The organism is Burkholderia sp. HI2500 (genome assembly GCF_002223055.1).
Lineage (GTDB): Bacteria > Pseudomonadota > Gammaproteobacteria > Burkholderiales > Burkholderiaceae > Burkholderia.
Window position 1 is genome coordinate 1,456,140 of record NZ_NKFL01000006.1, and the last position, 26,367, is coordinate 1,482,506.

The 26,367-nt window shown below is 65.4% G+C and carries 20 protein-coding genes; 8 read left to right on the forward strand and 12 right to left on the reverse strand.

Features of this window, described 5'->3' with window-relative positions; genetic code table 11:
• Positions 1-20: 20 nt before the first annotated feature.
• The 5 genes from CFB45_RS24275 to CFB45_RS24295 all read left to right on the forward strand — a co-directional run bounded on the left by CFB45_RS24275 (position 21) and on the right by CFB45_RS24295 (position 6,512).
• Positions 21-788: a phosphocholine cytidylyltransferase family protein gene (locus CFB45_RS24275; RefSeq protein ID WP_089427738.1), complete on the forward strand. Its 768-nt coding sequence runs from the start codon at positions 21-23 to the stop codon at positions 786-788.
• Positions 785-2,470, forward strand: coding sequence for a phosphoenolpyruvate mutase (gene aepX, locus CFB45_RS24280; RefSeq protein WP_089427739.1), 1,686 nt, complete (start codon positions 785-787; stop codon positions 2,468-2,470). Before CFB45_RS24275 ends, aepX begins: the two co-directional genes overlap by 4 nt.
• Entirely contained in the window at positions 2,467-3,648 is a 1,182-nt protein-coding gene (gene aepY, locus CFB45_RS24285; protein ID WP_089427740.1) for a phosphonopyruvate decarboxylase, read from the forward strand. The genes aepX and aepY overlap by 4 nt, the downstream gene beginning before the upstream one ends.
• Complete coding sequence (locus CFB45_RS24290; protein WP_089427741.1) at positions 3,648-4,712, forward strand: 2-aminoethylphosphonate aminotransferase; 1,065 nt, start codon at positions 3,648-3,650, stop codon at positions 4,710-4,712. Before aepY ends, CFB45_RS24290 begins: the two co-directional genes overlap by 1 nt.
• Positions 4,713-5,366: 654 nt before the next feature.
• Positions 5,367-6,512: a branched-chain amino acid ABC transporter substrate-binding protein gene (locus CFB45_RS24295; RefSeq protein ID WP_089427742.1), complete on the forward strand. Its 1,146-nt coding sequence runs from the start codon at positions 5,367-5,369 to the stop codon at positions 6,510-6,512.
• A gap of 97 nt (positions 6,513-6,609) precedes the next feature.
• Here the strand turns inward: CFB45_RS24295 and CFB45_RS24300 are convergent, their stop codons facing one another.
• Together CFB45_RS24300 and CFB45_RS24305 are read right to left on the reverse strand one after the other, a co-directional pair.
• Complete coding sequence (locus tag CFB45_RS24300) at positions 6,610-7,539, reverse strand: asparaginase domain-containing protein (protein ID WP_089427743.1); 930 nt, start codon at positions 7,537-7,539, stop codon at positions 6,610-6,612.
• A gap of 11 nt (positions 7,540-7,550) precedes the next feature.
• Complete coding sequence (locus CFB45_RS24305) at positions 7,551-8,696, reverse strand: threonine synthase (protein WP_089427744.1); 1,146 nt, start codon at positions 8,694-8,696, stop codon at positions 7,551-7,553.
• A gap of 50 nt (positions 8,697-8,746) precedes the next feature.
• Here CFB45_RS24305 and CFB45_RS39100 point away from each other — a divergent pair, with 50 nt between their 5' ends.
• The gene (locus CFB45_RS39100; RefSeq protein ID WP_179255099.1) at positions 8,747-8,896 is read left to right on the forward strand and encodes a hypothetical protein; all 150 of its coding nucleotides are present in this window, start codon (positions 8,747-8,749) and stop codon (positions 8,894-8,896) included.
• Here the strand turns inward: CFB45_RS39100 and CFB45_RS24315 are convergent.
• On the reverse strand, positions 8,889-9,518 hold the full coding sequence (locus CFB45_RS24315; protein ID WP_089427746.1) for a helix-turn-helix transcriptional regulator: 630 nt from the start codon (positions 9,516-9,518) through the stop codon (positions 8,889-8,891). The two genes, CFB45_RS39100 and CFB45_RS24315, sit on opposite strands and share 8 nt — an antisense overlap.
• Before the next feature lie 138 nt (positions 9,519-9,656).
• Entirely contained in the window at positions 9,657-10,022 is a 366-nt protein-coding gene (locus tag CFB45_RS24320; RefSeq protein WP_089427747.1) for a VOC family protein, read from the reverse strand.
• Between the two features lie 139 nt (positions 10,023-10,161).
• Between CFB45_RS24320 and CFB45_RS24325 the strand changes: the two genes are divergently transcribed.
• Positions 10,162-10,986 carry a multidrug ABC transporter ATPase gene (locus CFB45_RS24325; RefSeq protein ID WP_089427748.1) on the forward strand — a complete coding sequence of 275 codons (825 nt, stop codon included), beginning with the start codon at positions 10,162-10,164 and terminating at the stop codon, positions 10,984-10,986.
• Between the two features lie 37 nt (positions 10,987-11,023).
• Here CFB45_RS24325 and CFB45_RS24330 read toward each other — a convergent pair whose 3' ends face one another.
• On the reverse strand, positions 11,024-12,175 hold the full coding sequence (locus CFB45_RS24330) for an acyltransferase family protein (protein ID WP_089427749.1): 1,152 nt from the start codon (positions 12,173-12,175) through the stop codon (positions 11,024-11,026).
• A gap of 319 nt (positions 12,176-12,494) precedes the next feature.
• On the opposite strand from CFB45_RS24330, the gene pip reads away from it, so the two are divergent.
• A complete protein-coding gene (pip, locus tag CFB45_RS24335; protein WP_089427750.1) occupies positions 12,495-13,427 on the forward strand; it encodes a prolyl aminopeptidase in 933 nt (310 codons plus the stop codon).
• A 10-nt stretch (positions 13,428-13,437) separates the two neighbouring features.
• On the opposite strand, the gene CFB45_RS24340 is transcribed toward pip, so the two are convergent.
• The 7 genes from CFB45_RS24340 to CFB45_RS24370 form a co-directional block, all read right to left on the reverse strand.
• On the reverse strand, positions 13,438-14,340 hold the full coding sequence (locus CFB45_RS24340; RefSeq protein WP_256978337.1) for a hypothetical protein: 903 nt from the start codon (positions 14,338-14,340) through the stop codon (positions 13,438-13,440).
• A gap of 82 nt (positions 14,341-14,422) precedes the next feature.
• Positions 14,423-14,695 (reverse strand): hypothetical protein, encoded by a 273-nt coding sequence (locus tag CFB45_RS24345; protein ID WP_089429124.1) that lies wholly within the window; start codon positions 14,693-14,695, stop codon positions 14,423-14,425.
• A gap of 227 nt (positions 14,696-14,922) precedes the next feature.
• Entirely contained in the window at positions 14,923-16,266 is a 1,344-nt protein-coding gene (locus CFB45_RS24350) for a virulence factor (protein ID WP_089427751.1), read from the reverse strand.
• Positions 16,267-16,388: 122 nt separating this feature from the next.
• Entirely contained in the window at positions 16,389-18,560 is a 2,172-nt protein-coding gene (locus tag CFB45_RS24355; protein ID WP_089429125.1) for a T6SS effector phospholipase Tle3 domain-containing protein, read from the reverse strand.
• A gap of 455 nt (positions 18,561-19,015) precedes the next feature.
• Positions 19,016-20,062, reverse strand: a complete 1,047-nt coding sequence (locus CFB45_RS24360; RefSeq protein WP_089427752.1) for a transglutaminase family protein — start codon at positions 20,060-20,062, stop codon at positions 19,016-19,018.
• Positions 20,056-22,662, reverse strand: a complete 2,607-nt coding sequence (locus CFB45_RS24365) for a circularly permuted type 2 ATP-grasp protein (RefSeq protein WP_256978442.1) — start codon at positions 22,660-22,662, stop codon at positions 20,056-20,058. The genes CFB45_RS24360 and CFB45_RS24365 overlap by 7 nt, the downstream gene beginning before the upstream one ends.
• A gap of 214 nt (positions 22,663-22,876) precedes the next feature.
• Positions 22,877-26,290, reverse strand: coding sequence for a transglutaminase family protein (locus tag CFB45_RS24370; protein ID WP_089429126.1), 3,414 nt, complete (start codon positions 26,288-26,290; stop codon positions 22,877-22,879).
• Between the last annotated feature and the right edge of the window lie 77 nt (positions 26,291-26,367).

Consider the following 26,367-nt stretch of genomic DNA (forward strand, 5'->3'; position numbering starts at 1 on the left):
GCTTTTTGGTTGGAGAACCCATGCGAGCCATCATTCTTGCGGCAGGCCTCGGCTTGCGCCTGCAACAACCGCCCGAGGCGCAGTTCCCGAAGTGCCTGCTGCGCTTCGACGACGTGTCGCTGCTCGAGCGCCATCTGCGCGTACTCGATGCCGCGGGCGTCGACGAGATCGTGCTCGGGCTGGGCTTCCAGCACGAGAAGGTCGAGCAGGAATTGAAGCGTCTCGGCCGCCAGGCCGAGATCGTGATCAACGACCGCTACGACCTCGGCAGCGTGCTGACCGTGCATACCGTCGCCGAGGCGATGACGCGCGGCGGCGACGTGCTGCTGATGGACGCCGACGTGCTGTATGACGAGAACATCCTGCACGCGCTGGTGGCCGATTCCGACAAGGCGGTCGACCGCCTGCTGATCGATCGCGACTTCGAGGCCGGCGACGAGCCCGTCAAGCTGTGCCTGAAGAACGGCGTGCCGGTCGAGCTGCGCAAGCAGCTCGCAGTCGACCTCGACTACGACACGATCGGCGAATCGGTCGGCTTCTTCCGCTTCACCGAAGGCACCGCGCGCCGCCTCGCGACGATCGTCGCGGGCTACGTCGACAGCGGCCGCGCGAACATGCCGCACGAAGAAGCCGTGCGCGACCTGCTGCTCGAAGGCGGTCATTCGTTCGACGTCGCCGACGTCACCGGCTCGCCGTGGATCGAGATCGACTTCCCGAACGACGTCGCGCGCGCCACGCAAGAAATCCTCCCCCTGATTCAACGTACTACCGCAGGAGCTGCACGATGAATGCACGCGAACCCAACTTCTCCGAATCGCGCAGCGCACGCCTGCGCCGCATGCTCGTCAGCAACGAACTCGAATTCCTGATGGAAGCGCACAACGGCCTGTCCGCGCGGATCGTCCGCGAAGCCGGCTTCAAGGGGATCTGGGCATCGGGCCTCGCGATCTCCGCGCAGTTCGGCGTGCGTGACAACAACGAGGCGAGCTGGACCCAGGTCGTCGACGTGCTCGAATTCATGGCCGACGCGAGCGACCTGCCGATCCTGCTCGACGGCGACACCGGCTACGGCAACTTCAACAACGTGCGCCGCCTCGTGAAGAAGCTCGAGCAGCGCGGCATCGCGGGCGTCTGCATCGAAGACAAACAGTTTCCGAAGACCAACAGCTTCATCGGCGGCGAGCGCCAGCCGCTCGCGGAAATCGACGAGTTCTGCGGCAAGATCAAGGCCGGCAAGGATTCGCAGACCGATCCCGACTTCTCGATCGTCGCGCGCGTCGAAGCGCTGATCGCGGGCTGGGGGATGGACGAGGCGCTGCGCCGCGCGAACGCATATGCGGAAGCCGGTGCGGACGCGATCCTGATCCACAGCAAGCTGTCGCGCCCGGACGAGATCCTGCAGTTCGCGCGCGAATGGAGCGGCAAGGCGCCGCTCGTGATCGTGCCGACCAAGTACTACAGCACGCCGACCGACGTGTTCCGCCAGGCCGGCATCAGCACCGTGATCTGGGCGAACCACCTGATCCGCGCGTCGGCATCCGCGATGCAGGCAACCGCACGCGAGATCCACGAGAGCGAAACGCTGATCAACGTCGAAGACCGCGTTGCATCGGTCAACGAAATCTTCCGCCTGCAGGACGCCGACGAATATTCGGCGGCCGAGCGCATCTACCTGTCGTCGTCGTCGCGCGCGTCGAACGCCGCGATCGTGCTGGCGGCCAGCCGCGGCAAGGGCCTCGAAGCCGTGACCGAAGACAAGCCGAAGGTCATGCTGCCGGTCGCCGGCAAGCCGCTGCTGCGCTGGCTCGTCGACGGCTTCAAGACGCACGGCGTGAACGACATCACCGTGGTCGGCGGCTATCGTGCCGACGCGATCGACACGTCGGGCATCAAGCTCGTCGTCAACGAACGCCATGCACAGACGGGCGAACTCGCGTCGCTCGCCTGCGCGGCCGACCGCCTGACCGGCGACACCGTGATCTCGTACGGCGACCTGCTGTTCCGCAGCTACATCGTGCGCGACCTCGCGGAGAGCGAGGCCGAGTTCAGCGTGGTGGTCGATTCGTCGCTCACCGAAACCAACCAGAGCGTGCGCGACTTCGCACTCTGCTCGGCTGAAGACGATCGCGGCCTGTTCGGCCAGAAGACGTACCTGCAACGCGTATCGAGCGACGTCGCCGCAGGCACGCCGCACGGCCGCTGGATCGGCCTGCTGAACGTGCGCGGCGCCGGTGTCGACCGCCTGAAGGCCATGCTCGCGACGCTGCAGGCGCGTCCTGATTTCGACACGCTCGACATCCCGTCGCTGCTCAACGAACTGATCGCCGCCGGCGAGAAGATCGAGGTGCAATACGTGCACGGCCACTGGCGCGGCGTCAACGATCTCGAGGACTTCCGCCGCGCGGGCGACTTCGCGCACGGCCAGACGCCGCTGTCCGAACCGGGTGCCGGCAACGGGGGCGCGCAATGATCGAAGCGGCCCAGTTCGTCGAGGCCGCGCGCGAGCGCGGTTTCGACTGGTACGCGGGCGTGCCCTGCTCGTACCTGACGCCGTTCATCAATTACGTGCTGCAGGACCCGACGCTGAATTACGTGTCGGCCGCGAACGAAGGCGACGCGGTCGCGCTGATCGCGGGCGCGACGCTCGGCGGCAAGCGCGGGATCGCGATGATGCAGAACTCGGGGCTCGGCAACGCGGTGAGCCCGCTCACGTCGCTTACGTGGACGTTCCGCCTGCCGCAGCTGCTGATCGTCACGTGGCGCGGCCAGCCGGGCGTGGCCGACGAGCCGCAGCACGCGCTGATGGGCCCGATCACGCCCGCGATGCTCGACACGATGGAGATCCCGTGGGAGACGTTCCCGACCGACCCCGAACAGGTCGGCCCGGCACTCGACCGCGCGATCGCGCACATGGACGCGACGGGCCGCCCGTACGCGCTCGTGATGCAGAAAGGCAGCGTCGCGCCGTATGAGCTGAAATCGAACCCGGCCGCGAAGCCGCGTGCGCATGTCGCCGCGCAAGCGTCGTCGCGCGCTGCGTCGGCCGAAGCCTGGCCGACCCGCCAGGACGCGCTGCAGCGCGTGATCGCGCACACGCCGGTCGATTCGACCGTCGTGCTCGCGTCGACCGGCTTCTGCGGCCGCGAACTCTACGCAATCGACGATCGCCCGAACCAGCTGTACATGGTCGGCTCGATGGGCTGCGTCACGCCGATGGCGCTCGGTCTCGCGCTCGCACGCCCCGACCTGCGCGTGGTCGCGGTCGACGGCGACGGCGCCGCGCTGATGCGCATGGGCGTGTTCGCGACGCTCGGCACCTACGGCCCGGCCAACCTCACGCACGTGCTGCTCGACAACGGCGCGCACGAATCGACGGGTGGCCAGGCCACCGTGTCGCAACATGTTTCGTTCGCGGGCGTGGCTGCCGCGTGCGGGTATGCGTCGGCGGTCGAAGGCGATACGCTGGATGTGCTCGATACGGCGCTTGCTTCGTCGGCCGATGGTGCGCAGTTCGTGCGACTGGCAATCCGCACCGGCGTGCCCGACGGCCTGCCCCGCCCGACCGTCACGCCGGTCGAGGTCAAGACCCGTCTGATGCGGCACATCGGCGCCGCACAGACCGAAGCCCACGTTGAAGGAGCCCATTGATGCTGCTGCTGAACCCCGGCCCGGTCACGCTCACCGAACGCGTGCGCCGCAGCCTGCTGCAACCCGACCTGTGCCATCGCGAAAGCGAATTCTTCGATCTGCAGGATGAGGCGCGTGCGCGGCTCGTTGCTGCGTATGAGCTTGATCCGGCTGAGTGGACGGCCGTGCTGATGACCGGTTCGGGTACGGCCGCTGTCGAAAGCATGATCGCGGCGCTCGTGCCGAAGGACGGCAAGCTGCTCGTGATCGAGAACGGTGTTTATGGCGAGCGGATCACGCAGATCGCGACGCAGTATGGGATCGCGCATGATGTGCTCAAGCATGAGTGGATGCAGGCGCCGGATCTTGCGCAGATTGGTGCGAAGCTCGATGCGGGTGGTTACTCGCACGTCGCCGTGATCCATCACGAAACCACGACGGGCCGCCTGAACGACCTCGGCGCGATCGCGGAAGTCTGCCGCTCGCGCGGCGTGAAGATGCTCGTTGATGGTGTGAGCAGCTTTGGGGCGGAAGCGATCGATTTTGCCGGTGGTGATATCGATGCTGTGGCTGCGACCGCGAACAAATGCCTGCATGGTGTGCCGGGCGCAGCGTTCGTGATCGTGCGTCGCAGTGCGCTCGCGAAGGCCTCAAGCCGTACTTACTACCTCGATCTCGGTCGTCTCGCGAAGCTGCAGGACCAGCGCAATACGCCGTTCACGCCTTCCGTGCATGCGTATTACGCGCTCGTCGAGGCGCTGCGCGAGTTTGCCGAAGCCGGCGGCTGGCGTGCGCGGCATGCGCATTACAAGGCGCTCGCCGATCAGGCGCAAGCCGGGCTTGCGGCGCGCGGAATGCCGCTGGTGTTGCCGGAAGGTGAATCGTCGGTCGTGCTGCGTGCGTACCGGTTGCCGCAAGGTGTGACGTACGAAACGCTGCATGACGGGCTGAAGGCTCGCGGCTTCGTGATCTATGCGGGGCAAGGCGGGCTGTCGAAAGAACTGTTCCGTATCTCGACGATGGGCGCGATTCAGGCGGCTGATGTTGAGCGGTTGCTGGAGGGGTTTACGGCACTGACGCGGTAAGCGTTATCCGCACCTCATCTACGAAAGGCCCGGGCAATGCTCCCGGGCCTTTTTTATTGTTCGCGATGCTCCGGCAAAGGCTGAACTCATTGACAACGTTCGGCTGGCAGCGGTGGCTGGCCGGTTGTCGACCCACATCGGCCGCGTGTATTTAACGGAATGGTGGCTGCTTTGGAGGTCTTCGAGACTTCGCGTCATCCCGATCGCATTCAGCCCTGAGGTGCCTCCAGCAGCACGTACCTGCGGGCGCGGCAATGCCAAATATCACCGGTCGATCCAGCGATCAATGTTGCGTTCAAATCAACTGCGTGGACCGAGACGCGGTGCTTCTTCCAGTCTGGACCTACCCCCCGTCCATCAGTCAGTCGTTCAGCCTCTGGTCGATGCCGGACAATACCAAGCGTTTACCCCTACAATACATTTTATTTAATTCTAGATAATCTTTCTAGAAACGGGAGCCCAAGGAGCAGACGGGCCGCTCACCAGCGGCCGCGCTCCCGACCATAACGCTACGGAATGCTAATCAGTCTTTCCTCGGGTGATGGGCTGCTCTGACGAATACTCACATTCGGAAACGTCGCCAACGTCGCGACTTCGACAGGAGACGCCGCTTGCATTTTCAACAGCAACCCAGTTCAACAAGAGGCTAAGCATATGAAATCTCAACTCAAACCCGGCAACGCCGCGCTGACACTCGCCTGCGTTGCCATGGTCTACGGTCAAGCGGCTCTCGCGGACGTGATCGTGAAGATCGGCAGCGCCGAACCGCTGACCGGCAACATTGCTCACATGGGCCAGGATGCGGCCGATGGCGCCAAGCTCGCCGTCCAGCAGATCAACAAGGCCGGCAATCTGGTCATCGGCGGTCAAAAGGTCATCCTGGAGGTCGAGTCGCTGGATGACCAGGCCGATCCCAGGATCGGTACGAACGTCGCGCAGAAGCTGGTCGACGATGGCGTCGTGGCCGTGATCGGCCACCTGAACTCCGGCGTGTCCATCCCCGCGTCCAAAATCTACCGCGACAACGGCGTCACGCAGATCACGCCGGGCTCCACCAACCCGCAGTACACACTGCAAGGCTACAAGACCGCCTTCCGCGTGATCGGCACCGATGCCCAGCAGGGCCCCGCCCTCGCGAAATACGCCAAAAACCAGAAAGTCAAGACGGTCGCCATCGTCGACGACGCCACGGCCTACGGCCAGGGTCTTGCGGACCAGTTCGAGAAGACCGCCAAGGCCGAAGGCATCCAGGTGCTATCGCGCGATGCGACCAACGACAAGGCCACTGACTTCAAGGCCATCCTGACCAAGATCAAGTCCGAACGCCCCGACGCGATCATGTATGGCGGCGAGGACGCCACCGGCGGCCCCTTCGCCAAACAGGCCATGCAACTGGCCCTACGCGCCAGGATCCTGGCGGGCGACGGTGTCTGCACGACCGATTTGGCCAGGTTGGCCGGCGACGCCGCCGACAATCTGGTCTGTTCCGTCGCGGGCGGCGATCTGTCCGCGATGGCGGGCAGCGCTGCGTTCAGCAAGGAACTGAAGGCCGTGTACGGCCACGATCCAGTGGTCTACTCGCCGGTTGCGTACAGCGCCGTCTACGTGATCGTCGATGCGATGAAACGCGCCAACTCGATCACGCGCGCCGGCATCCTGTCCGCCATGCCCGCGACCAATCTGAACACGCTGATTGGCAATATCCGGTTCGACGAGCACGGCGACCTGAAGGACAGCACCATCTCCCTTTACAAGTACGTGAAAGGCAAGCGAACCCTGCTGGAAGTCGAGAAGATGTGAACGAGGCGGGGCCGACGCGGGCGCCTTCAAGCCCCCCGCGCCGGCCCCGCACCGGGCGCATCTTCGCCGAGATCGTTGAGTGGCCGCCGTCCGCGGATCAGCGCCCAGCCTTTCCGCTGCGAGTTGCACGACCAAGCTCCGCGATGAGCCGGATTCGTGCCTTTGATGCGTCCAGGCCGTCATAACCTGCCGTGGTCAGGCCGAGGTTGTGGGCGCGCTCATAGGCATATTTGGGTACGGCTGAATTGACCCGGAAACCCTGGGCACAGCGTGTCGATAGCACGACGGGGATATGCCGCGCGGCTTCGCTCAGGAATCTCTCCGACTGCGCCGAGAACCCCCCTGCCCCCTTGCCTGCCACGACGAGACCGTCGAGTTCGGAGATAGCCGGCAAGCCGACGAGTGGCCCGAAGGTCTCCATGACGATCGCAACGCGGGCGCCGAGGTCGGATACATCGAGATCCGCGTAACTCTCGTCAACGGTTCCCGAACCTGTGAGCGTCACAATGTCGGCCTCGATGGAGCCGCGGATCGCTGTTTCCGGTCCGAAGGGCTGAATGGCCTGCGGCCATACCTTGACGATCGAGACCGGATCGAAAATCCGTCCCGCGAAGGTCACGAGAGCGCTCGCGCCCCTCTGCATGGCCTGTGCCAGACGTCCGGAATCCGCCAGATTGCGCGGACCGTCGGCATTGGCATTGCCGCCGGGGATCGCCGCACCGGTCAAAACGACGGGCCGATCGCGATCAAAAAGCAGAGCGGCCGCATAGGCGACGTCTTCCATTGCGTCGGTGCCGCAGCACATGACGAAAGCTTCGCTCTCGCGATCCTGCCGCATGACGTCACGAGCGCGGCAAAGTGAGGCAAAAGTCAGATCGCAGCTATCGACAGGATCGATATCACGTCCGATCCAGTCTGCTTGACCGCTCGATACGATCAGATCACGCGCCAGTAGACGCTTGATCGTCCCATCACTCTGATAGCTTTCCGTGATGGTGCCGCCGCAATTCAGAAGTCCGATTTTCATGGAGGGAGCCTTTACGCAAGCGTATCGGGAATTTCCGCGTACATATCCGCGATGGCCTCGGCATTCTTGATACCCGTGCCCGTCAGCAGGACAACCGTTTCCTCTCGCGCCTCAATCGCCCCCAGTTGCGTGAGCCGATCAAATCCTGCAACCGCGGTCGCCGAAGTCAGCTCCGGCAGAAGGCCCAGTCGCGCAATCCGCCTGAGCGCGTCGACGATTGCTTCTTCCTCCACGGCCACAGTCGTACCGCCCGTCTCCCTGACAGCGTTGATCACTTGCGCCAGCCGTAGAGGATGGGCGATGGCCGTCCCCTCGGAAACCGTCTTTCGGACCTCGCGGGGAATGGGCGTCGTGACGCCCGCCTGAAAGCTGGCATCGATAGGAGAACAGTTCAATGGCTGGCATACGAAGAGCCTGGGCATTTTGTGAATCTGGCCCGCGCGCATCAGTTCCGAGAACGCCAAATAACAGCCGAGTACATTGCTGCCCGCGCCTGCAGGCATGACGATGTTGTCCGGCGCCTGGAAGTTGAGGTCCTCCCAGATCTCGTAGCCGACCGACTTGGTCCCTTCGAGGAAAAATGGCTGCCAATTGTGGCTGGCGTAGAAGATGCTCGCGGACTGCAGGACGGCCTCGTCCTCGCACGCCTGTCGCGGGCCGTCGACCAGCTGTACCTCCGCCCCATAGGCTCGCATCTGGGCAATCTTCGCGGGCGACGCGTATGCGGGCGCCAGAATCTTCACGCGCACGGCGCCTGCAGCGCCATACGCCGCCACCGACGCTCCGCCGTTTCCCGAACTGTCCTCCAGAACGGACGCGATGCCTTGCTGCCGCAACATCGAGAGCATCACCGTCGTGCCGCGATCCTTGAAGCTGCTTGTGGGGCTGAACCACTCCAGCTTGAAATGCGGCCGGTGGTCGCCCCACGTCTTCTGGATCAACGGGGTGCACCCTTCCCCCATGGAGATGGGGGAGACGATCTCGACTGGAAGCGACGCGCGATAGCGCCATTGGGAGCGAACGTGTCGATCGATGTCGTCCCGGGAAATGCCAGCCTGCGGCGAGATCAGGAGCGGCCTGCGGTCGTCCGAACACCACCGAGGCGTGTCGAGAGGATAAGTAGTGCCGCTGAGCGGCTCGACATAGTGCGGTTTCAAGTTTTCCGCCTCCGCTTTGGCACCTACCGGATCGCTGCAAGAGCAAGACGATGACGGCTGGGACGTTGGGGGTGAAACACACGGCCCGCGCGCTGCCCATGCAGTTCGAAGGCCACGCGCACCGCCGCGATCACGGCGTCCGGCACGAGCAATTGAGCGACGACATGCTGGTCGACGAGAAGTCGCGTGGCGTCATTTGACATCGCTGTACACCGTTGCGCGCGAGACGCCCAGGTAGACGGCAATGGTGTCCATCGCCCGACGGACCTCGAGCAGGCCGGCCGCCGCTCGCTCCTTCAGGAGCGAGCGGCGGTCCTCCGGCTTGAGCGAGCGCGGTGTCGACGCCATGCGTGCGGCGAACTCGTCGATACGGGCGCGAATGAGATCCGCGCCAGCGGGGTCCAGCGATTCCCTGGCAGGCGCGGTGCCCTCGACCGCCATGAAGCTGCTCAGCATGTTCTGAAATCCCCGGAACAACGTGAGGTCGATATTCAGGCACAACGCGGCGATGTAGTCGCCTTTGGAGTCCTTGATACCGATGGAAGTGCTCTTCACCTGACGGCCGTCCGAGAACTGATTCGGATAGTTGGCGATGATCTGCTCGTAGGCGGCGTCCATGATCCGCGCAAGCCCCAATTCAGTGGCAGGCTGTCCGACTTCTCGACCTGACAGGTTGTTGTGGATCGCGAGCACCGCGTGCTCCGGGTCGAGGAGATCATGGACCACGACCTCGGTAAACGGGGCGAAGGTCCTGGCCAGCCCTTCGGCGACCTGTTTGAGCTGCCCCAGCAGTAGCTGCTGTTCGGGCGTCTTCTTCGGCATGTCGGGTCCAGTGATTTTCCTTGGCATGCCGGGCAGTTTGGCCACGTCAAGACGATTTGTCAAATTCAAAACAATTCGTCTAGATTAACATCCTGAACATGGCCGGAAGCAACGGCCGGTTCCTGGTTCTTGTCTTGATTACTGGCCCGATTCGTCTGCTGACCATACGGCCAGTTCATAGCCATCGGGATCAAGGAACTGGAAGCGCCGACCGCCAGGGAACGAGAAAATCTGGCGGGTGATGGTGGCTCCCGCCGCCTCGATCCTTCGACGGGTTTCAACCAGATCGTCAGCGTAGAGAATGACTAACGGGCCGCCGGGCCGAACGGGCTCACCGGTCGTCAACCCGCCTGTGATCCGGCCGTCGCGAAACTCGGTATAGGTGGGACCATAATCCGTGAAGGTCCAGCCGAACACGCTGCCATAGAAGGCCTTGCTTCGTGCAATGCTGTTAACATTGAATTCGATGTTGTCGATCTGCCGGTCTTTCCCTCGAATGCTCATCCGTGCCACTTTCCTTGGTGTTTGTCGAGAATCGATTATAGGCACCGTGGCCACGCCCATGACGACGCGGGGTCGTTCTGAAGACGTTCGTTTCCGGCCGTTGAGCGATTTCCACGGCAATCCATAAAAAACCTCCCACATGACCCCGAGAATCGCTCGTTTTGTTCCGCTGCTGGCGCTCGCCGCGGCACCGTTCGCTCACGCTGGCGATAAGCAGTCCTGCAACGACGAAACCGTCACAGCCATCGCCCGCTGGGCCGGCATCGCAAGCGCACGCATCGCGACGCGCGACACGAACCGGCTCGTCGTCGCATCGGCATGCAAGGCCATGCCGAACGCGCCGGAAACGACGATCGCGGCCGTTGCGTTCGATTCGCTGCCCAAAAGCAAGAACCCCGACGAAAGCAGCAAGCTGCAGGTCGTCGCGCTCGTCGAAGGGAGCAAGGTCGTAGCGGCAGACCGTTCGGTGATCCAGGAGGACGCGGCGATACAGATCGGCGAGAACAGTTACCGCATCGATACGGCGCCGTACCGACTGTCGCCCGATGTACGGGCATTCGGCGTCGTGTTCAGCAGTACCGCGCACGGACCGAGCTGTCCGGATGCCTACATGGAGAACGAACTGACACTGTGGATTCGCGAAGGCGCCCGTATCCGCCCCGTGTTTGGTACCAATCTCAATGGCTGGGTCGCCACCACCGGCACCGCGTGCGGCCCCGATACCAGCGACCTGCGTAGTGAGTCCGCCCGCATGACGATTGCGGTCGAGAAGACGTCGCACAACGGCTTTGCGGACCTGTCGATTACGGCACACGTCATGAACGCGGAAAGCAACGACGACAAACAACCGGACGCGGGAAAACGCACCGTGCGCACGGTCGTCAAATACGACGGCAAATCATACGGGAGCGATATGTACCGGGACTTCTGGTATTCGCCTGCCTCGAAGAAGCGATTCAAATGACGGTGACGCGAAGCCACGGTGAGTCCGCCCCACCCGCCTACTCCGCCACTTTCGCCCCGATCGCCTCACCCGAAGCCGGCATCCGCAGCGCATCGTCACGCACACGTCGCGCCTCGCGCGCCGAATAACGATCCTTCAATCGCAGGAACGGCTTCTCGACGAGGAAATAGCTGGCCGTCGCCGCCAGCAGCGCCCACACGATCCCAAGCGGAAACGCATGCGGAACCTGCAGATCCGGATTCGCAAACGGCTGCTGCCACAGATAAAGACTGAACGAGATCGTGCCGACGAACACAACCGGCCGCGCGCGCAACCACCGCGCACACCAGAATTCGCTGCGGAAATTCAGCACGACGATCACGATTGCGATCAGCGCGGCCTCGACCGTCACGCCATAGGTCGCATTCCAGAAACCGCCGAGTCGATGTTCGGCGAGCGGCATGCCGATCAGCACGATGACGATGATCGCGGTCACGATGCGCGTCTCGTTGCGCCACGTACGAATCCATGCCTCAAGCCGCTCGCGATTGAGCGACACATAACAGCCGATCAGGATCGGATCGACGCCCGTGTGCAGCATCATCCCGAGCTGCCCGCGCAGCGCAGGCGCAACGAAATACGTCACGGCGCGCACCAGCGGCACGACCAGAATCAACGCAGCCAGCCAGCGCGTGCCGCCGCGCCGCATCCCATGCACGAACAGCAGCGGCCAGAACCAGTAGAACTGTTCCTCGAGCGCGAGCGACCAGAAATGGCCGAGATACCACGCGCCGTCGGGATGCAGCGTGTTGTCGCCGGTCAGCCCGAACCACGCCGAGTAATTCCACAGGTGCAGCGCCGCATACAGCCACTGCCGGCGGTCGACGTCGAACCAGCCGGCGAAGGCCACGATCGCGACCACCGCGAGATACACGTAGCAGGCCGGCCAGATCCGCAGCGCGCGGCGCACGTAGAACGACGTCAGCGCGATGCCGCCCGTGCGTGCGAACTCGGCGCGCAATACGTTGGTGATCAGGAAACCGCTGAGGACGAAGAAGATCAGCACGCCGAGCCGGCCGTCGGCGATCAGCCGCAACGGCGCGTACCAGCCCGTGTAGCCGCCGGGCAGCACGTGCTCGGCGTGCCCGACCACCACCATCGCGACCGCGACGGCGCGCAACCCGGTCAACTGCGTGACGCGATGGTTCATCGGCTGGTTTCCGTTGGCACGGTGGATGGGCAGCACGCCGGCGCCCCCGCTTCGGCACGCCGATATGCCGCCGGGATTTTGTATGAAAAATATCGGAATGAAATTGCTTCAAAAATCCCGGGCCGCTCCCGGCGGCCGCGCACACCGCAACGAGCCGACACCCGGGGCAGCGAATGGGCATAATGACAAGCCTTGTCCGGCGGCGGCCGGGTCGATGCCGACACAACGATTTTTGCGGCGGCGCAATATCCGTAGCCCCCGCCCGCACCCCGGCCCGCGTGTCGTCCGCCTCCTGCCGCCCCTTACCCGGAGCCTGCCTGTGTACCCACCGATCGAACCTTACGCCCACGGCCACCTCGACACCGGCGACGGCCACCGCATCTACTGGGAGCGCTGCGGCAACCCGGCCGGCAAGCCCGCCGTGTTCCTGCACGGCGGCCCCGGCGCCGGCTGCAGCCCCGACCACCGCCGCCTGTTCGATCCGGAGCGCTACGACATCCTGCTGTTCGACCAGCGCGGCTGCGGGCGCTCGACACCGCACGCCAGCCTCGAGAACAACACGACCTGGCATCTGGTCGCCGATATCGAACGCCTGCGCGAGATGGTGGGCACGGAAAAGTGGCTCGTGTTCGGCGGCTCGTGGGGCAGCGCGCTGTCGATTGCCTACGCGGAAACGCATCCCGAGCGCGTGAGCGCGCTGGTCGTGCGCGGCATCTTCACGATGCGTCGCGCGGAATTGCTGTGGTACTACCAGGAAGGCGCATCGTGGCTGTTCCCTGATCTGTGGGAAGACTTCGTTGCGCCGATCCCGGAAGCCGAGCGCGGCGACCTGATGGCCGCCTACCATCGCCGGCTGACCGGCAACGACGAAGCCGCGAAGCTCGAAGCCGCGCGCGCGTGGAGCATCTGGGAAGGCCGCACGATCACGCTGCTGCCCGACCCCGCCCTCGCCGCGCACTTCGCGGACGGTCACTACGCACTCGCGTTCGCGCGGATCGAGAACCACTACTTCGTGAACCAGGGCTTCGTGGAGGAAGGCCAGTTGCTGCGCGACGCGCATCGCCTCGCCGGCATTCCGGGCGTGATCGTGCAGGGCCGCTATGACATCGCGACGCCTGCACGCACCGCGTGGGAGCTGTCCAAGGCGTGGCCTGACGCAACGTTCGAGATCGTGCCCGGCGCCGGGCATGCTTACAACGAGCCGGGGATTCTGGAAGCGCTGGTCGCGGCGACGGACCGGTTCGCGGGCTAGCCGCGCGATATCAGGAAGTCGTTTCCCGGCGCGCCGAATCCGCAGGCGCGTCGGGATTCGCCCCCTGCTCCCAATCGCCGGGCCTGGGCGGCTTCGTCACGCGAATCAGCACCAGCGCAACGCAGAACGTCACGACCACGTAGACCATGATCGGCTGCCACGGAATGACAACGGCCGTGCGTTGATACTCCTGCGGCATATGGCGAACCAGCGGCGTCGCGATCGACACATAGCCCGTCAGCATGCCCAGCATCGCGATCGCAGCCGTCATCAGCGACATGCCGCAACTCCACATGCGCCGCCCGCGCGGCGCGATGGCCGTGCCCAGGACCAGCGCGACTGCCGCCGCCTGCAGCAGATTCTTCGGCCGGATGTTCGGAATGAGGTAAGCGAAAGCGCCCGCATGCGCCGCCGCGTACGATATCGCCCAGTAATACAGGGCCGACGCCACGGCCAGCAGGCCGAAAGACACGAAATGCCGCACCGTCGAACCCGACGCGGCCTGCGGCAGGTGCAGGTAGTCGCTGCTGAGCCTGTTGTACATCAGCGCAAAGCCGATGATGCCGAACGGCAACCCGACGAGCACCGGGACCCACGTCGACAGCAGGAGCCACACGACACACGATACGCACCAGGTCGCTAGCGCCAGCGTGCGTCCCCAGCGGCGGCGCAACGCAAGCGCAACGTGACTGATCAGCCCCGCAACCGCCGACACGAACAGTGCGCACTGCAGCGCCCGGAACTGCCACGACCACGCCGAAAACGCATTCAGCGATCGCTCGTGCTGGACGAACAGCACGAACGGGACGAACTGCAGCAGCGATGTCAAGTTTTGCAGGGTGCCGTGATACGCGATCACGCGAATCGTCGTATAGCGGCGGGAAGCAGGAATGGCAGCGCCTGTCGTGAGCATGGGCAGCGTCGAAAAGCCGGTCGGACCGGAAGCATACTCCTTTGATCCGTTCAGCCGCGCCGCTCGTGTGCCACATGTGCCGTCAAAGCGCCGCTTCGACGATCGCCTTGCCGCGGATCGCCCGCTCGACGAGCTGTTCGTCGCCGACCTTGCGGATCGCGTCGTCGAGCAATCCTTCCGGCGCTTCGGTCGCCACCTTCAGCAAGCCCGACAGGCCGCGCGCGTCGAGCACCACCAGCGTTTCCATCGAATCCGCGCGGCTCACGAGCACACGGCGCCATGCCGGCCCCGCGCCGAAGCTCGCGCAGAGCGCAATCGTGTCGCTGCCGAGCGTGTAGTCGAAGTTCTTGATCATGATGCGCCGCCGTTGCAAGGGAATGGCGCTGCGCGACGGTGCGGCGCCGTGACGTCGACGCACCGGCGCGTGCCGCCGGCGTGTCGGACCGGGATCCGAACCGTTCGCCGGCATCACCATGCTAGGCGCGCAGAATTAACGAAGACTTAAAGCGTTCGCACGGTCTCGCACCCCGGTCGGACGCGCATCGTACGTGTCAAACCGACCGGTCATCGCGCCAGCGAAGCTCACCACGAATAGCCCTGCATGCCGTAATTCGTGTCGTGTCGGCGTCCCCACCACGGCAGGTAGGCATTGTTGCCGCCGCGTGCGCGAAACCAGTCCTTGTCGGCATCGATCGTCGTGAGCTCCGACGGTGGCCGGACAACGACTGCGACCGGGTGATCCGGATCGGTCGTGCCGGCGACGAGTGCATTGCCGCCGAAGTGGTTGATCCGGCCGATGGCGAGCGCGACGTCGGTCAATGCGCTGCCTGTTCCCATGTCGCCGAGTACGGCGGCCGTGTTGAACGTCTGCTTGCGGTGGTCGTATTCGGGAAGGGTTTCGGTCAAGGTTTGCGCGAGCGCGGCAAGACGGGCCGACGATGCGTCGCTGCCTTTACCTGCGTCGTGAACGATGTAGTTCAGGTCCGTGGCCGCGACGCCGGCATTGCGTGCCGATTGGTCGATGGTCGCTTTCCACGCCTGCACGGTGCGCGTCGTGCCGACTTTCTTCGGAAAATCGAGCGTGTTACCGGTCGCGGCCTTGCCGATCCACGCGAGCGGTTCACGCTCCGTGTTGAAGGCTGGGCCGGCGAGGAACAGCACGACAAGGTTCTCGTTGATCTGTGCATCCGTGGGCGGGAAGTTGGGTGCGTCCCAGTTCATCACCCAGACGCTCTTGTCGGGGTTCGCCTGCAAGTAGTCCAATGCGTTGTTCAGCGATGTGAAGCCGGCATTCGGGCCGCCTTGCGTGATTTGTACGTCGGGAGGCGTGTCGCGACTCCACAAAGTCTTGGGTGACGGCGGGCCGATCTCGAAGAAGTTCATCATCCGATCGATCATGCGCGATCGGGCATAAGCCGCGTCGAGGCGAAGTGGAGTGGCAATTTCGACCCGGATACCCGCGAGTTCGCGCCAATCGTTTTGCTTCTCGGGCTTCACCGTGTAGAAATATTTTGCGTTGCTGATATAACGGGTGCGTATGAGCAGGATGAATTTATCAATGTACTTGGCATAGAAGCCCTTGAATGTCTCCTCGCCGCGATTGCCGTACACCAGTGCGCCAATTGATTGAAGCGTCGCAAAGGATTGAGGATCGGTTCGAACCATGTCATCGCTTTTGTTCGGCGCGGCAAGCCCTTGCGTCCACAGCAATTGCCATTCTGTCGGGTAGTCCATGCGTTGCAACGGGTTCAACCAAATCAGGCCGACGACCTGCGCAATGAATGGCTTCGCCGGCTCTTCGACTGCGGGAACTGCGTTCGCTATCGGCTCAGGGGCGGGTGCGGAATACACCGAACGGACCATGGCCGTCGTGAACAGAAACGCCACGAGCGCCATCAGACTCGGCACTACTACAAATCGCTTCATCCAATCTCCTATTTCGAATTGGGTCGAGTCGGGTTGCTCAACGTGCGCCATCAGTACGGCTGCGATCGTCCACGCTGCGACCGCAACGGCGACACGTCGAGGCCATGTAGAAATCAGAATCTTCAAATCGCGCCCCCGACCTTGAGATAGACTTGTCCTTCGCGTTCGTCCACGATCGAGGAGGGAATCTTGGCTTCGCTTTTCTCGGCATGTACCCATTCATCGAGGGGCGTTCTATCGAGCGTTCCTGACGCAAAATAGTCGCAGTACTTCTTGTTCGGATTGCCATTGGGGATGCCGTCCCCCATCCGCCAATCCGCCTCGACCCGCAAGTCGTAGAGTTGATCCGGCGTCAGATAGCAAACCCCGATCGCCACATCGTACGCAAGCGCCTTTTTCGCATGCTCCGGATTGGTCATCGTCGTGGAATGGTTCGTCGGGCTGTTGGTCGAGCCACGATCGAGCCAATCGACAATCTGTTTATCGCGCCATTCCTTGTAGCCCTCCGGCATTTCGCTCTTGCCGTCCTCGCCGATCACGTGGCCATCACCATCGAGCCATTCCGTATTCAGCGTTCGCCGCGCCTCCATCCGCATCAACGCGCGGTCCTCGTAACGCTGTCCGGCTTCGCTCTCTGCCGTGCCTTGCGCGACGCTGTCATTGTTCTTCGCCTCGTACTGATCGTAGGGATCGTCCGCGCGCTTGTCTGCCTCGCTCTTGCTTGCGTCGCGCCATGCGGCCGGCGGATCGTTGCCTTCGTTGAAGTCGCTGGTCGCATTGCCGTCCTTCGTTTCGATGCGCTTGCCGAACCGCAACGCCTTCGGCGGGAACGGTTCGTCGAGTGCCGGCGCGTCCGCCACCACGGCCCAGCCCTCCGGCGGATTGGCGTTCACGCGGAACATATTCAATGTCGAGCTGATCTGGGTCACGAAAAACATGATCGGCGCGGATGCAAGCGTGGCCGCTATCCCGAACACGGACTCGTTTCCCTTGAGTGCACCGATGAGGTTGAATTTGGCAGGCGGTGAAGGCGGATACCAGAATCCCGACGTCGTTCCCTCTTTGCCATGCCGCCAGTCATCCTCCCAATACCGATATTTCTCCTGCACGCCGACGTGGAAGCCGGAGGCAAAGACGCGCTGCGTCAGCACGCCGGGGACGCTGATATCGTTCAGCTCGTTCTCGTCGATGCCGCGCCAGCCGATGCCTTGAACCGTGACGGCCGAAATCACCTGGTCGTGCGGACAGCAATACGCGGTGACGCGACCATACGTCGATCCGTTCAGGCCGTGGCGTACCCGATCCTCGTGTGCGGCATAAGACCGCTTGCTGGTCGGCGATACCCGTTCGTTCGCCATGTCTTCATCGATCTTGTCTGCGGGAAGTTCATAGGCCTTCCGCGTGCCGATGATCGACAGAAACTTGCCGAACGTTTTCGTGCGCGCGGCGTAGGTCTGCCGCCCGCGACGACCGCTGCCGTCCCTGGTCGCGCGTTGCGACCAGGTATCCATGAACGTATCGGATGGATTCGGGCCGTCTGCGCGCGCAAGACTGTACGGCGCATTCGCCAGCACGTAGGCGTCGGCCACGCAATGCCCGCTACGTCCCCACGGATCTTCGACATCGGGTAGTGCGTCGCCGAAGAAAGCCGCGGCAAGGCCCACGATGTTGCCCTGGCTATGGCACACGACGGTAATCGGCACGTCGGCCTGCATGCGGCGGATCGACTCGATCAACCTCGCAAGGCGCAACGCCGCGAGCACGCCATACGCGCGGGGCGGCGCGCGATACAGCGGCCGATTGGTCGGATTGATGCCCTGCACGGTTATCCACCCGGCCGCGCGGTCGTCGAGGCCGCCGTGCCAGAGATCGGGCAGGCTCGCGCAACCGTTCGTGAACGGGCCGCCGCCCCAGTAGTCCTTCTCGTTCAGGAAGATCTTGTCGCCGTATTCTTTGAGTTCCTCGGCTGTCGCCCGATAGCCCCACCGGAAATGAATGACCGGTGAAAACGACGGATCGGGCTTGACGTAGTTGTCCGCAAGCAGCTTCGGATTCAAAAACCCGTCCGGCGTCACGCTTTCCGTGTACTTCGCCGGCACCAATTGCCCGGCGTCGATGCCGTGATACATCAATTGATCGTCCAGCCGGCCGAGCCGGCGATTCAGGCCATCGCACAGCCCCTGCTCGGCGGCTTCGAACCATTCGCCTTCGGAATTCACACCATGGACGAAGATGACGATACCGGGCAACGGCATTTGCTTGATGCAGATCAGCCGAGTGTCTTTCGTCCACATCGACACCCCGTCGCCTCGGCCGACGACGATCGGTGGAGGCTTGCGTGGCGTTCCGGTGCTGTCCGACTCGGTGGCATCGATCAACCGTGCGACGGGTTCGTCCGTCGCCGATCGATGTTCGGGATAAAGCTGGGTCACCCTGGCTCCTGCGCGCGGTTTGGTGTTGTTCTGCCGTTCCGCCGCCAGTCATTCAAGCTGACGCGACGTGAACGCAGATGCGGATCATCGGAAATCCGCGCACCAGCGCACAAGTGCAGTTTTCTCTTTTCCTACAGAATTGAACTCGTCCGATTCAATCGAACGGAATGACACGTGACTTTCCGGTCATGTCTCACGGTCGAGTACGAAGTGTCTTCCGAGCCGCGCGCATGGACCGTCCGGTTCGCAGCCGTCACGAACGTACGCGCCTGCAGACACGCGATCAACAACCGACCGCTCCGATCGGCGAACCCGCGTCAAACGACATCGAGCGGCTCCACCGTCACCCCGACCTTCAGCTCCTGATCCGCGCCGCCGCCGCGAATCACGCCGCGCAACGGCGTCACGTCCGCATAGTCGCGGCCGATCGACAGCATCACGTAGTCGTCGCCCGGCGCGCGATCGTTGGTCGGATCGAGCTGCAGCCAGCCGTTATCCTCGGGCCATGCCGGGTCATACACCTCGACCCATGCATGCGATGCGTCGGCACCAATCAGCCTCGGCTGCCCGGGCGGCGGCTGCGTGAGCAGGTAGCCGCTCACGTAACGCGCGGCCAGCCCGAGCGAGCGCAGCGCGCCGATCATCACGTGCGCGAAATCCTGGCACACACCCTTGCGCAAGCGCAGCGCATCGAGCGCCGACGTCGTGATGTCGGTGCTGTTCGGCGTATACGCAAAATCGGCATGCACGCGCCGCATCAGTTCCCACGCGGCCTGCACGAGCGGCCGTTGCGGCGTGAAGCTCGCGGCCGCATACGCGGCGAGTTCGGGATCGCACATGACATGCGGCGACGTGAACACGAATTCGCTCGCCGCGTCGTAAGGCTGCCCTGCGCGGAACCGCAAGCGGTCGCGCACTGCTTCCCACGCCATCGCCTGTTTCGCGTCGGGTTTCGCGATGGCGGGCGGCGGCTCGCCGCGCGCCCCGCGCGACCACACCGGCGGCGTCACGCGTACCGTGCTGCAACTGCGCACGAGCAGCGCATCGTGCGGCTGGTTCAACGCAAACGACGCGCGCGCGTTGCCGAATGCATCGATCTCGGTCCCGACCGATTCCGGCGCGGGGTCGATTTCGAGCGCGAACGACAGCACCTGCTGGCGCGGCGTGACGAGCGGCTGCAGGCGTGCCTGGTGCTGCGCCGATTCGACGCGCGCCGCGTAACGGTATTCGGTGTCGTGCGTGACGCGCAGCAACCGGCCGGGCGCACCGTCGGCCTTTGCGGCCGGCGCCGATGGCGGTGCCGATGCGTTCCGCGCATTGCCGGAACCGTGCGGCGCTTTCGCCGCGCCTTTCGTCGTCACCATAACGTCCTGCCCGCCTCGCGCACGTGGCTGAAATAGCGTTCGCCGATCCGGTTCGACAATTCCCATACTGCCTTCACCGTGGTGTCGAGCGCTTCGAGCAGCTTGTCGTGCCGGCCGCCGTCGGCGGTCTCGCACAGCTCGTGCAGCAACCACGCGGGGACGTCGGGAATCGTCTCGGCCAGCTCGGACAGCGCGTAGCCTTCGCTGCGCTCGACCTTCGTCAGCCGGCCGCGCAGCGCCTGCACGACCCAGCCGAGCGAGCGCGGATTGTCGGTATCGAGCACGACGAGCGACAGCAGCGGCGCGACGTCGAAGCCGCGCTGGAACCGCGAACGGAACGTGATCGTGCTGTCGAACAGTTCCAGCACGAGCTCGAAGCCGTCCTGCCGGTGCACCGCGCCTTCGTCGAAGGCCGCCTTCAGCACGCTGCACAGGAAGTCCAGCCGGTCGATCTGCCGGCCGATCGACAGCAAGCGCCAGCCGTCGTCGCGCGTCATGTTGTCGGTCTGCGCGCCCGTGATCGCGCCAAGCAGCAGGCCGAGGCGCTCCAGCAACTGCAGCGCCTCGTTGCCGATCTGCTCCTCGGCTTCCGGCAGGCCCGCGCTGTCCGCGAACAGTTGAGTCGCGTCGTCGATCAGCCGCCACTGATCGCTCGACAGTCGCTCGCGGATCGCGGCGGCCGCGCCACGCATGCCGAACAGGCAGGACGCAATGCCCGACGTGCGATCCGCGCCGCGCGTCAGCGACGTCGCGAGCGCGTGCTGGAACGCGCGCGGCGCATCGACGGCGTTCGGCGCGTCGGCCGCGATCAGGCCCGTGTCGCGGCACAGCGTGTCGAGCAGTTCCAGGTGCGCGGGGCTGTCGACGTCGTCCTCGCCGCGCAGCCGTTCGAGCGCGGCACGCGCGAGGCGCATCAGGTTGGTTGCGCGTTCGGTATAACGGCCGAGCCAGAACAGGTTTTCAGCCGCACGACTCGCGATCGCGCGCGGGCGTTCGACGAGATCGTCGGGGCCGAGGTGCGTCTGCAGCAGCGTCGTCGAATCGACGATGCCTTCGGTCATCACCCACGTATCGACGGTGCTGCCGCCGCGCGGCATCGGCGCGTTGAACAGCGTGTCGCGCGTGCCGACCCGCGACAGCCCGCCGGGCAGGAGCCGCCAGCGCTGCGCACCGTCGGCAAGTGCGAACACGCGCAGCAGCACCGGCTTCGGCACGATGCGCGCGCCGCCGTTGCTGTCGGGTGCGTCGTGGCGCGGCCAGGTCGGCGCCTGCGACAGCGGCAGGTCGGCCTGCACCGTGTAGTGCTCGGGCCGCGCGAGAATCCGCGCGCGCCACTCGGCCAGCTGCGCCTGCGTGAGCCGCGCGCCGATCACCGGCTCGAATGCGCCGCCTTCCTGCACGTCCGGTGGATAGGATGCCTTGACGATGCCGCGCGCGAGCTGCGGCAGCGCGTCGTCGCACGCGGCCGCTTCACCGCACCACCACGAATGCACGGCCGGCAGCGTCAGCGTTTCGCCGAGCAGCCCTTCCGCCAGGCGCGGCATGAAGCCGAGCATCGCCGGTGATTCGAGAAAGCCCGAGCCCGGCGCGTTCGCGAGCAGCACGTTGCCCGCGCGCACGGCCTGCAGCAACCCCGGCACGCCGAGCATCGAATCGGTCCGCAGTTCGAGCGGATCGAGCCATGCATCGTCGACGCGCCGCAGGATGCCGTGCACCGGCTCGAGCCCGCTCAGCGTCTTCAGGAACACGCGGTTGTCGCGCGCGGTCAGGTCGCCGCCTTCGACGAGCGTGAGGCCGAGGTAGCGCGCGAGATACGCATGCTCGAAATAGGTCGCGCTGTGCGGCCCCGGTGTGAGCAGCACGATCCGCGAATTCTTGCGAGCCGGGCTGAGCGCCTGCATGCTCTGCAACAGCGCGCGGTACGCGGACGCGAGCCGCTGCACGCGCAGCCCGCGAAACCCGCGCGGAAAGAGCCGCGACACGATCAGGCGGTTTTCGAGGAGGTAGCCGAGGCCGGCCGCGCCCTGCGTGTGCTGGGCGACGATCCGCCACTGCCCGTCCGGGCCGCGCGCAAGGTCGAACGCGACGACGTGCAGCCAGGTATCGCCCGGCACGCGCGCGCCGCGCATCGCGCGCAGGTAGCCGGGATGCCCGGTGACGAGCGCGGGCGGCAGCAGCCCGCGTTCGAGGATCGTCTGCGGCCCGTACAGGTCGGCCAGTGTCGCGTTGAGCAGCCGCACGCGCTGCAGCACGCCGCGCTCGATCGCGACCCAGTCCTCGGGCGTGACGATCAGCGGCAGCAGGTCGAGCGACCACGGGCCGGCCGCGCCGTCGCCGGCGCGCTGCTCGTGCAGTTGATAGAACAGGCCGTTCTCGCGCATGCGCCGGTGCAGCGCGTCGGCGCGGCGATCGAGGTCGGCCACGCCGTCGCTGCCGATCGACGTGAAGAAGCTGCGCCACGCGGGCGCGAGCGCAGGCGCGTTCAGGCCGGCCGCGCTGCCGCGCAGTTCGTCGTAGCGGCCGGCGGCAGCCGGCGCCGCAAGCGCGGCGGCCAGTTCCGCGGCATCCGGCTGCGCGCCGGTATCGAAAAGCGTGGGCATCGCGTCGAGGGCGGCGAGATGATCGGTGTCAATGGGCGGCACGATGTCGTTCCGTCGTCAGGGCGCGGCCGCGCACGCGCGCCGCCACCCGGGCGGCGGGGCGCGGCGCGCGGCCGCAATCTGCCCGCATCCTAGCATTCCGGCGGGGCCGCCAGCGACCGAAACCGCCGGGTATCGCGAACCGCGCATCGTCATCCGCGTCGTCATCGTCCGGTCACGGCCGCCGCAGGTCGAGCGTGAACGGGAATTCGCGGCTCGGCGCGGCCGCCGCGACATCCATCCGCCCCGGCGTATGCCCCATCTCGACGAAGCGTGCAAGCCGGCGGCTCTCGGCTTCGTACGCATTGACCGGGAACGTCGCGTAGTTGCGCCCGCCCGGATGCGCGACGTGATAGCGGCAACCGCCGAGCGAGCGCTGCAGCCACGTATCGACGATATCGAACGTGAGCGGCGCGTGCACGCCGAGGGTCGGATGCAGCGCGGACGGCGGCGACCACGCCTTGTAGCGCACGCCCGCGACGTATTCGCCGACGGTGCCGGTCGGCTGCAGCGGCAGCGCGCGGCCGTTGACCGTCACGACGTGCCGGTTGTCGTTCAGCCCCGTTACGCGCACTTCGAGCCGTTCGACCGACGAATCGACGTAGCGCACCGTGCCGCCGGGCGCGCCCTCCTCGCCCATCACGTGCCACGGCTCCAGCGCGCCGCGCAGCGACAGCTCCATGCCGTTCACCGCGATCTGGCCGAACAGCGGGAAGCGGAATTCGAAGTGCGGCGCAAACCACGCCGGATCGAACGCGAAGCCGGCGTCGCGCAGTTCGGTCAGCACGTCGTCGAAATCCATCTGAAGAAACGCGGGCAACATGAAGCGGTCATGCAGCGCGGTGCCCCAGCGCGTGAGCGGCGTCGTGTACGGCGCGGCCCAGAAACGCGCGACCAGCGCGCGCAGCAGCAATTGCTGCACGATGCTCATCCGCGCATGCGGCGGCATCTCGAACGCGCGCAGTTCGAGCAGACCGAGCCGGCCGGTCGACGAGTCCGGCGAATACAGCTTGTCGATGCAGAACTCGCTGCGGTGCGTGTTGCCGGTCACGTCGATCAGCAGGTTGCGCAGCACGCGGTCGACGAGCCACGGCGGCATGTCCTGCCCGAACAGCAGCTTGTTGCGCTGGATCTCGGCGAACGCGATGTCGAGCTCGTAGAGCTGGTCGTTGCGCGCCTCGTCGACGCGCGGCGCCTGGCTCGTCGGCCCGATGAAGAGCCCGGAGAACAGGTAGGACAGCGACGGATGGTTGTGCCAGTACGCGATCAGGCTCGCGAGCAGGTCCGGGCGGCGCAGGAATGGGCTGTCGGCCGGCGTCGCGCCGCCGAGCACGAAGTGGTTGCCGCCGCCCGTGCCGACGTGGCGGCCGTCGACCATGAACTTCTCGCTGCACAGCCGCGACTGCCACGCGGCGTCGTACAGGAATTCGGTGTGATCGACGAGTTCGTCGAAGTTGCTGGCCGGATGAATGTTCACCTCGATCACGCCGGGATCGGGCGTCACCTGCAGCAGCTTCAGCCGCGCGTCGCGCGGCGGCGGATAGCCTTCCAGGACGAGCTTCACGCCCAGCGCGTGCGCGGTCAGCTCGATCGCGCCGAGCAGCTCGAGATAATCCTCGAGCGCGGCCAGCGGCGGCATGAACAGGTACAGGATGCCGTTGCGCACTTCGACGCACAGCGCGGTGCGCGTGATCCACGCGGCCGATTCGAAGCGCTCGGGCTGGCGACCCGGGTCGCGCGCGGCCGGCCGGCCGTTGCCGGCCGTGCCGTCGTCGCGCCACTGCATCACGGTCTGCGCGGATGCCTCGCGATGCACGCCGGACAGGTAGCGCGGCGCATCGGCCGGCCCTGCGTAGCGCGCGCGGATCGCAGCGGCATCCGGCAGCGCGTCACGCGGCGCGAACGGGTCGCGCTCGACGAGGTACGGATAGTCGGCGCGGCTCGCCCACGGCAGCGAATCGAGCGGCAACCGATAGCCCATCGGCGAATCGCCGGGCATCAGGTACATCCGCTCGTCGCGGAAGAACCACGGGCCCGTCTGCCAGCGCGGGCCGTCGAGGCCGGGCGCAGCTTCCGTACGCTTGACCGGCAGCACGTAGCCGACCACGCTGTCGAGCTGCTGCTCGAACACCTTGCGCAGCCGCGCGCGTTCGAGCTCGTCGTCGAGACGCGAGTCGAACGGGTCGACGTTGACCGGCAGCCGGCGCTCGCGCCACAGGTAGTACCAGACGTCCTCGTAGCCGGGCCGGATGAATTCGCCGGTCAGGTTCAGCCGCGCGGCGAGCGCGTCGATGAAGCGCTTCGCGTCGTCGGTCGTATACGCGGACGGCTCGCGCTCGTCGGCGAACAGCGACGGATCGTGCCATACGGGCTGGCCGTCCGCGCGCCAGAAGATCGACAGCGCCCAGCGCGGCAGTTGCTCGCCCGGGTACCACTTGCCCTGCCCGAAATGCAGGAAGCCGCCGTCGCCGTATTCCGCGCGCAGCCGCTGCACGAGTTCGGTTGCATAGCCGCGCTTGGTCGGGCCGAGCGCGTCGGTGTTCCACTCGGCGCCGTCGCGATCGTCGATCGACACGAAGGTCGGCTCGCCGCCCTGCGTGAGCCGCACGTCGCCGGCCGCGAGCGCGCCGTCCACCTGTGTGCCGAGCGCGAGCACGCCGTCCCACTGCGATTCCGTGTACGGCTTCGTCACGCGCGGCGATTCGTACACGCGCGTCACGGTCATCTCGTGCTCGAACGACACCTCGCACTCGTCGATCAGCCCCTCGACCGGCGCGGCGCTGGTCGGCTGCGGCGTGCAGGCCAGCGGAATGTGGCCCTCGCCGGCGAGGAGACCCGAGGTCGGGTCGAAGCCGATCCAGCCGGCACCCGGCAGGTACACCTCGCACCACGCATGCAGGTCGGTGAAGTCGACCGACGTGCCGCTCGGGCCGTCGAGCGATTTCACATCGGGCGTCAGCTGGATCAGGTAGCCCGACACGAAGCGCGCGGCGATGCCGAGATGACGGCACAGCTGCACGAGCAGCCACGCGCTGTCGCGGCACGAGCCCGAGGCCAGTTCGAGCGTCTGCTCGGGCGTCTGCACGCCCGGCTCCATCCGCACGAGATAGCCGATGTCGTGCTGCAGTTGCTGGTTCAGCGCGACGAGGAAGTTCACGGTGCCGGCCGGCGTGCGGTCGACGCCGTCGAGATACGCGCGGAACAGCGGCGACGCGCTCGTCTGCGGATCGCACACGAGATACGGCGCGAGCTCGGTCTTCAGCGCGTCGTCATAGCTGAACGGGTACTGCTCCGCGCTGGCTTCGAGGAAGAAGTCGAACGGGTTGTACACCGACATCTCGGCGACGAGATCGATCGTGATCTCGAAGTGCTCGGTGCGCTCCGGAAACACGAGCCGCGCGAGATAGTTCGAGAACGGGTCCTGCTGCCAGTTGATGAAGTGCTGCGCGGGCTCGACCGTCATCGAATACGCGAGGATCGGCGTCCGGCAGTGCGGCGCGGGCCGCAGGCGCACGACCTGCGGGCCGAGGTTGACGAGCCGGTCGTAGCGATAGCGGGTGGTGTGATGCAGCGCGACGTGGATGGACATGGGAGCTCGGTTCGGGTTGGGCCAGCCGCGCGCCGCGTCGCGCTCGATGCGACGCGGCACCCCGGCCTGGCGGATTC